The organism is Bacillus sp. BML-BC051, from assembly GCF_019656175.1.
Taxonomy (GTDB): domain Bacteria; phylum Bacillota; class Bacilli; order Bacillales; family Bacillaceae_G; genus Bacillus_A; species Bacillus_A mobilis.
Window position 1 is genome coordinate 1 of the sequence record NZ_BPLI01000219.1, and the last position, 222, is coordinate 222.

1 pseudogene is annotated in these 222 nt (G+C 34.2%); it reads right to left on the minus strand.

Annotation, left to right across the window (positions count from 1 at the left end):
* A pseudogene (locus K5S59_RS30450) lies at positions 1-222 on the minus strand (group II intron reverse transcriptase/maturase); the annotation flags it as partial.

Below are 222 nucleotides of genomic sequence, written 5' to 3' on the forward strand. Positions count from 1 at the left end.
TTGGTAAAATAGGACATTTCATGAGAAATCTCATCGCTTTTGACTTTAGGTATGGTTTAATACCTCTGTCTTTCCCTTTATATTTCCCTATATTCGTGTATCCGTTTGTGTTGCTTTTTCCTCTAATTTTTGACTTTGGGAATCTGTTATACATCATGTGACCAAGACTATGGTTCATTTTACTGAAATCCAGGGAAGCATGCGTTGCTATTTTATAATAGT